This is a genomic window from Desulfovibrio sp. SGI.102 (assembly GCF_050314315.1).
Taxonomy (GTDB): Bacteria; Desulfobacterota; Desulfovibrionia; order Desulfovibrionales; family Desulfovibrionaceae; genus Desulfovibrio.
Genome location: NZ_JBNPNC010000084.1, coordinates 1 through 6,736, shown reverse-complemented (window position 1 = coordinate 6,736; position 6,736 = coordinate 1). Strand labels below are relative to the sequence as shown.

Below are 6,736 nucleotides of genomic sequence, written 5' to 3'. Positions count from 1 at the left end.
CTAAACAAGGTCTTTTCTAAAAAAACAGGGGACAGCAGCCGCTCCTGAAGGTGCCTGCCAAGACAGACACACGGAGGCCACTGTCCCCTGCCCTTTTCTGCTGCCAGAGGATCCGGCAGACAGGCAAAGTCCTAGCGGATGCCCCTGCCCATATCGCGGGCAGCATCCAGGGCCGCAGGCGTTTTCCGAATGTCGCCGGATTCCGTCACGCCCAGCGCCTGCACCACGCCGCACAACCGGGTCTTTTCAAAACAGACCACCCAGCCCTCCATAGCTTTCTTGGGGCCTTCCATGGTCTTTTCGTCCGTATCGGCAGCACTGGCCAACAAATAGATGTCGCGGAAAGCATAGTCCCCGGCAAACAGGGGGTTGGTGCGATCCAGCAGGGTCTTCAGCTGCCCGCACAGCGAATAGAAATACACGGGGCTGGCAAAAGCGATCACCTCGGCCTGCTGCATGCGCGGCAGGATGTCATCCATATCGTCCCGGAGGATGCAGTGCTGCGTTTTCTGACACCCGAGACAGCCCTTGCAAAAACCGATCTTTTTGTCATGCAGGTTTATCTTTTCCACGGTATGACCGGCTTCCCGAGCTCCCTCGATAAAGGCATCGGCCAGCAGATCAGAATTGCCCATCCGGCGAGGGCTGGAAGAAATGACGAGGACTTTTTTCCCACTCATGGATCTTTCTCCTTTTGGCTCTGACCGGGACACAGACAGATGACAGCGGCCGGCCACGTGAACGGGCAGATGGTCTTCTTTGAAGGCCCGTTCGTCAACCGTTTTTCATCAAAAGTTCCGGGGACGACCGCCGTGCCTTCCTCTCCCCTTCTGTCCTTCCCGGGCCGGATCAAAGATTCTCCCCGCCCCTGCTCCGTAATCTCCGGGAGCCGGGGAGCCCGGCAGTCATATCCTTTGCTGTTTTTGCCCGCCGCGCGGAGCACCCTGTAAGGATGCAGGATACAAAAACAGCCCCTTCTCAGGGGCTGTTCATGGAGCATGGTTGCAGCTGTCGGGCGACTAGGCTTTGTTGCCGCCATCCAGCTTGTTACGAACCTGACGGCACAATCCCATCAGCGCGTCGTATTCATGCCGCCGCACCTGGGCCCGGGCCAGCAGGCGCCGCCACGGCATCAGGAAATAATCCGGGTTGTCCCCGTGCAGGCAATCCAGACGCAGCAGCATGTCCTTCAGATTGTCCAGCAGACGCTCGTAGTCGGCAGAGGAGATGACGCGGCCGGAGCCGCCCTCCGCCGGAGCCTTTTCCCCGGCAGCCTCATGCTGGCGGGCCCGTACGGCCTTGGCGCACTCATACAGCAGCAGCAATACCGACTGCGCCAGATTGAGGGAGCTGGCCTCGGGATTGGTGGGGATGGTCACCAGCCGCTGGCAATGCTGGATGGCATCATTATCCAGCCCCCGATCCTCAGGGCCGAACACGATGGCGACCTTTTCTCCCCGCTCCAGGGCCTGGGCCACTTCTCCCGCGGCCCGCTCGGGGGAAAGCAGGGAACGCCGCCAGCCACCTGTCCGGGCCGTCGTCCCGATGACCAGCGAGCAATCCGCCACGGCAGCCGACACGTCCGGCAGGACCTGGACGTCATCCAGCACGCCCTGCCCTTTGGGAGTGGCCAGAGGACGGGCTTTTTCCCTGTCCCAGCGCTCCGGCGCCACCAGACGGATGCTGTGGCTGCCCATATTCACACAGGCGCGGGCAGCCATGCCGATATTCTCGGGAAAGCGCGTCTGAACCAAAACAACTTGTAACAAATCCAGTGACATGATCACCTCAACACAGCCAGTTCTTCAGCAGCATCACGACCTGCCCGGGTTCCGGCACCACAGGACGCAACGGCGGCGGTACTGGGGCCATATCCGGCCAGATGCGGTGGGCCGTCAGCACGACCATTGCGCTGCCCGTACCCAGTTTGCAGACCGTTCCCAGAAAACGCCCCATCATGGTGCCGAAGGCCGCATCAAAGGCCTCCTTGCCGGGACGGCCACGCAGCAGTTCCATGACCAGGCAGCCCAGCCAGGCGCCCACCAGAGCCCCGATGAACGCCCCCAGCCCGAAAAAGAGCGGTGCCAGAAAGATGGCCCCGGCGATGGCCCCCACCATACCGGCCACGGTGCCGGACGTGCTGGAGCCGTGCCGTTTGGCATTCATGACCTGCACGCCCATTTCCAGCACCTCGCCCAGGACAGCCAGGCCCAGGAACATGATCCAGAACCAGACATCCAGGGCCCCGGCGGCCGGGTGCAGGAACTTCCACAGCACCACCAGCAGCACCACCACCCAGTTGGCGGGCAGGCCAAGGATGTTGAGCAGCAGGATCAGCCCCAGCAGGACGATGAACGCATAGGCCAGGCTGAACGAGACCAGCGCGATGAATCCTTCCATACAGGCTACTTCTTGACGCGGTTGTCGTACACGCGCACGGCCTTGCCTTCGCTGCTGGGCAGGCTGTTACTCTGCACCAGTTCCACGCGCGGCGTCACCAGGATCTCGTCACGCAGCCGCTGGGCAATGGTCTTCTGCAGGCCCTGCAGGCAGCGCATGTCTTCCACGAAGTACTCGTCGCGGATCTCCACCTGCACGCGCATGACGTCGCCGATACCGTCGTTCTCCAGCAGGATGCAGTAGTTCTGCCCCACTTCGGGGAAGGTCATGATGACCTGTTCGATCTGCATGGGATAGACGTTGACGCCCTTGATGATGAACATGTCGTCCGCGCGGCCCAGGATGCGGTCGATGCGGCGATGATGACGGCCGCAGGAGCATTCCCCGGGCAGGAAGCGGGTCAGGTCGCGGGTCCGGTAACGCAGGATGGGCATGCCCTGACGGCACAGGCAGGTCATGACCAGTTCGCCGATCTCGCCGTCGGGCACGGGCTCGCCGGTCTTGGGATCCACAATCTCCGGCAGGTAGGCGTCTTCCCAGACATGCAGGCCGTTCTGGTTCTGGCATTCAAAGGCCACGCCCGGGCCGTTCATCTCGGAGAGGCCGTAGGAGTTGTAGGCCTTCATGTCGAAAAGTTCTTCGATGCGGCGCCGGAATTCCACCGTATAGGGCTCGGCCCCCACCACGGCGATGCGCAGGGGGAAGTCGCGCGGGTCCTCACCCATATTGCGCAGATGTTCGCCAAGGATGAGCGCATAGGACGGCAGGATGTGGGCGACCGTGGTCTTGAAGTCCTTGGCCAGCTTGATCTGGCGGCGCGAGTTGCCGGGACCGGCCGGGATGGTCATGCAGCCCAAGCGCTCGGCACCGAAATGGATCCCCAGGCCCCCGGTGAACAGGCCGTAACCGGACATGTTCTGGAACACGTCGTCACGGCGTACGCCTACCATATAAAGGCAGCGGGCCATCAGATCGGCCCAGCTATTGATGTCGTTCTGCGTATGGCAGATGGCCACAGGACTGCCCGTGGTACCACTGGAGCAGTGCATGCGCACGATCTCGCTGCGCGGTACGCACAGGAGCCCCGTGGGATACTGGTCCCGCAGATCCTGCTTGGTGGTGAAGGGGATGCGCCGGATGTCGTCCAGCGACGTGATGCTCTCGGGCGTCACACCAGCTTCATCCAGACGGCGGCGATAGAACTCGCTCTTGCGCACATGGGCCACGGTGGCCTTGAGGCGCGTCAGCTGGGTGTGTTCGATCTGGTCCCTGCTCCACAATTCCGCTGCATCGAAAACTTCCATGTCAAAACCTTATTGCTGCTTGTCCATCTTGAATTACAAACGCCCGGCGGCGTCGCCCCTGTGCGCCCATCCCCAGAGCAGGCCAAAACAGCCTGCCAGCATCATATCGCCATACGGGGCCAGGAACTGTCCCTGTCCCTGCAAAAATTCCCGCTTCGGTCCCAGTATATAGGTGGGTTCGTAGCCTCCGGCCTCCTCACAGTAGGGACCGAATGCCGTCCCGTGCCCTCCGTGTGCAAGGACCTCCTCGCACGGCAGCCAGGAACGCCGGAACTGCTCAAGATCCGCAAGGTATTCCTGCAGGGTACGCATGCCGGTATGATGCTCGTAGATGCCGCGGACCTGCCCCTGATAGACCAGCGCCGCCACCGTATGGCTGTTGCCCACATTGATGATGGTGATCCCTTCGCGCCAGCTCCGCTTCATGACTTCCGGCACGCACAAGGCGCCCAGCAGGGCACAGGTCCCCGTATCCGCCACCGGGCCGCCAGTCTTTTTCTGCAAGGCCAGCAGACGGGTGCATTCCGCCGGCGGCTGTTCGTAGATCCAGTTGGCCGGCAGGGCCGATGCCTGCAGCAGGGCCGTCCAGGCCTGCATGCGTCCCATGCGGTTGCCGTTGGGGTGAAAACCATGATCCTGACAGCCCGCCAGTACCAGATGCGGCAACGGGAGCCCGGCCTGCCGCAGCAGTCCGGCAAAAAATTCCGGGGAATAATCGGAAAGAGGCACCGGCACGGCACCGGCCGGACACTGCTCCGCTACCTGGACGCCCATGCTGCGGACGACTTCAGGGTTGTCGTGCAGGGCGCTGGCAGCACTGGCGGTACTGTAGACAGCATAACCCGCCTTGATGTGGTCACGTACGGCAAGGCCAAAGCCGCCACCGATATTTTCACCGTACAGCCATACCGGCTGCTTGAGCAGGGTCAGCTCACGAATGCGCTGCGCGGCCAGACGGGCCGGTGAAGGCAGGACGAAGCGTGGCCAGTTGTGGACTTCCAGTCCCGGACGGGCCAAAAGGACATCCTGGGTGCCGCTGCCGATATCGACACAAAGGACAGGACCTGTTTTTTGTAAAAAAGTACGAACACCGTCATCCATGGTTTTTCTCCAGGCCAAACAATAGCAAAGTTTGCCGTTTCTTGGTGTACCGGTTAGCCGGGCCCAAGGCAAGCCCCCAGCCTTTCCGACAGGGCTGCTCAAAAAAATTTTTCCAAAAATGCAAAAAAGTTCTTGCCAAGCCACCCTGTTTTCTGTATCACTCCACTTGTGCCGAGGTGGTGGAATTGGTAGACACGCTATCTTGAGGTGGTAGTGGCAACCGCCGTGCGGGTTCGATTCCCGCCCTCGGCACCAGCAAGACATCAAGGGTTGTGGCAACTAGCCGCAACCCTTTCTTTTTTGGTTGTTTCGAGCAGCGCAGCAAGCCCAGCCCATCCCCTGTTTTTCCTACCTTTACGAATTTGGGTCAAACAGGTGGTACAAAAGGTGCCTCAAATGCCATCCGCTGCCGCTTCTTCCGCTCACCCGCACGGCACTTGCCACTCCCACCCAGCAACCCGCCGTTCCGGCCAGCATCTTCTTTGCGTGGGACGCATCTTCTATTTTCGTTGTGCTCTGCCTGCTGCTGCCCAAAAAACGTCTGGGGAATGCCGAGATACGCCTGAGCCTGGGAACATGTTTCCGTCAGGAAGCCAAGCTGCTTGCCTGCCGACTTTTTGCCTTGCTGCATGCTTCGTTACCTGGCGTACCTGATCTTCCCACGCTGCGGCATATCCTTGTCCGGCATCTGTCTTCCATGCAGGGAAAGGATGTCAGTGAATACGGACGACTTCCAAGGCCGTCTTCCTCTCCGCCCCGCGGCAGAAGGATAGAAAAAGAGCCTGTCCGCCCTATTCGGAACCAAGCACAGCCCGATATTGGGGAGCGACGAATTTGAGGAATATCCCCAGCGAGACAAGCTGCCCCCAAGCTGCAATCATATAGGCAATATCCATCCCCAATGACTGAGAGATGATCCCTCCCATCAGGAGGGAAAGACATATACCGCTATCCATCCCGATAAAGTACATTGCATTGGCAACTCCCCGCTTTGTCTTGTCCGCCAGATATACAAGTACTGTCTGATAGCTGGGCAGAAGAGCCCCCAGAGATATGCCCAGCAGCCCCCCGCATCCCAGAAAAAGTACGGGAGATGTCGTCCGGGTAAGGAGCAACGCAGCGCCCAGCGCCACAAGATTCGCCATACAGACCAGAATGACGAGATAGCCTTTATCTACAATATAGCCGGAGAACAGACGGCTCACCAAGAGCCCTATCCCCATCAGCAGAAAAAAAGCACTGGCATAGGAATCCATGCCAGTGTCTCTGGCCAGCACTGAGGTATAATTCGAGACCATCCCCAGCATGAAGGCTGCAATGAACAAAGAGGCCAGTGCATAGAGGCCTTGCGGCATGAAAAACATGTCCCAGGCAGGCTTTCTGTGTTTTGCTGCCTGTATTTTTTTCGGAGCCGTGATGAATAACTGCAAAAAAGTACCCAGCATGGCAAAGACAAAGGGCAAGCCAAAAGCAGCGGCATAGGAATATTTGTTCGTCACATACAAGCCCAGCATGGGGCCAAGGATCATCCCCAGCGACAACATACTGCTGAATACCCCGATCCCCATCCCCAATTTTTTCTCAGGGATAAAGCTGACTGCCATCGTTGCCTGCGAAGTGGTCATGATGGAAAAGCTTATGCCATGCAACAAACGTATGCCGATAAAAAGCGAGATCGTTGCCGCCATAAAAGTCAGAGGGAAAAAGATAGCGCAGCAGGTGGTAGCAATCAGCAGGAGACGCTTGCAGTCCATCATATCTGACATCATCCCGGAAAAAGGACGCACCGCAAGGGCGACCAGGGGAAAGGCTGCGAGACCTATGCCCATCACCGATTCTTTACAGTGAAGGACATCGATCAAATACAACGGAAGCACAGGCATTACTGAATATATAGCCATACATGTGCAAAGGTTTGCGATACAAATTAA

The 6,736-nt window shown here is 59.1% G+C and carries 6 protein-coding genes and 1 tRNA gene; 1 reads left to right on the top strand and 6 read right to left on the bottom strand.

Annotated features, from left to right (window positions below):
* Positions 1 to 131 precede the first annotated feature (131 nt).
* From ACQRCJ_RS11775 to ACQRCJ_RS11755, 5 genes are all read right to left on the bottom strand, one after another.
* Complete coding sequence (locus ACQRCJ_RS11775; protein WP_168935590.1) at positions 132 to 680, bottom strand: flavodoxin family protein; 549 nt, start codon at positions 678 to 680, stop codon at positions 132 to 134.
* A 339-nt stretch (positions 681 to 1,019) separates the two neighbouring features.
* Positions 1,020 to 1,781, bottom strand: a complete 762-nt coding sequence (locus ACQRCJ_RS11770; protein ID WP_168935591.1) for an RNA methyltransferase — start codon at positions 1,779 to 1,781, stop codon at positions 1,020 to 1,022.
* A gap of 7 nt (positions 1,782 to 1,788) precedes the next feature.
* The gene (locus ACQRCJ_RS11765; protein WP_427799867.1) at positions 1,789 to 2,400 is read right to left on the bottom strand and encodes a DUF456 domain-containing protein; all 612 of its coding nucleotides are present in this window, start codon (positions 2,398 to 2,400) and stop codon (positions 1,789 to 1,791) included.
* A gap of 5 nt (positions 2,401 to 2,405) precedes the next feature.
* Positions 2,406 to 3,704, bottom strand: a complete 1,299-nt coding sequence (locus ACQRCJ_RS11760) for a phenylacetate--CoA ligase family protein (protein ID WP_168935593.1) — start codon at positions 3,702 to 3,704, stop codon at positions 2,406 to 2,408.
* A gap of 33 nt (positions 3,705 to 3,737) precedes the next feature.
* Positions 3,738 to 4,805, bottom strand: coding sequence for a DUF1786 domain-containing protein (locus tag ACQRCJ_RS11755; protein WP_303956223.1), 1,068 nt, complete (start codon positions 4,803 to 4,805; stop codon positions 3,738 to 3,740).
* A 170-nt stretch (positions 4,806 to 4,975) separates the two neighbouring features.
* Between ACQRCJ_RS11755 and ACQRCJ_RS11750 the strand changes: the two genes are divergently transcribed.
* Positions 4,976 to 5,060 (top strand) — tRNA-Leu (locus ACQRCJ_RS11750).
* A 536-nt stretch (positions 5,061 to 5,596) separates the two neighbouring features.
* On the opposite strand, the gene ACQRCJ_RS11745 is transcribed toward ACQRCJ_RS11750, so the two are convergent.
* On the bottom strand, positions 5,597 to 6,736 hold a 1,140-nt coding region (locus ACQRCJ_RS11745; RefSeq protein WP_427799866.1), incomplete at its 5' end, for an MFS transporter.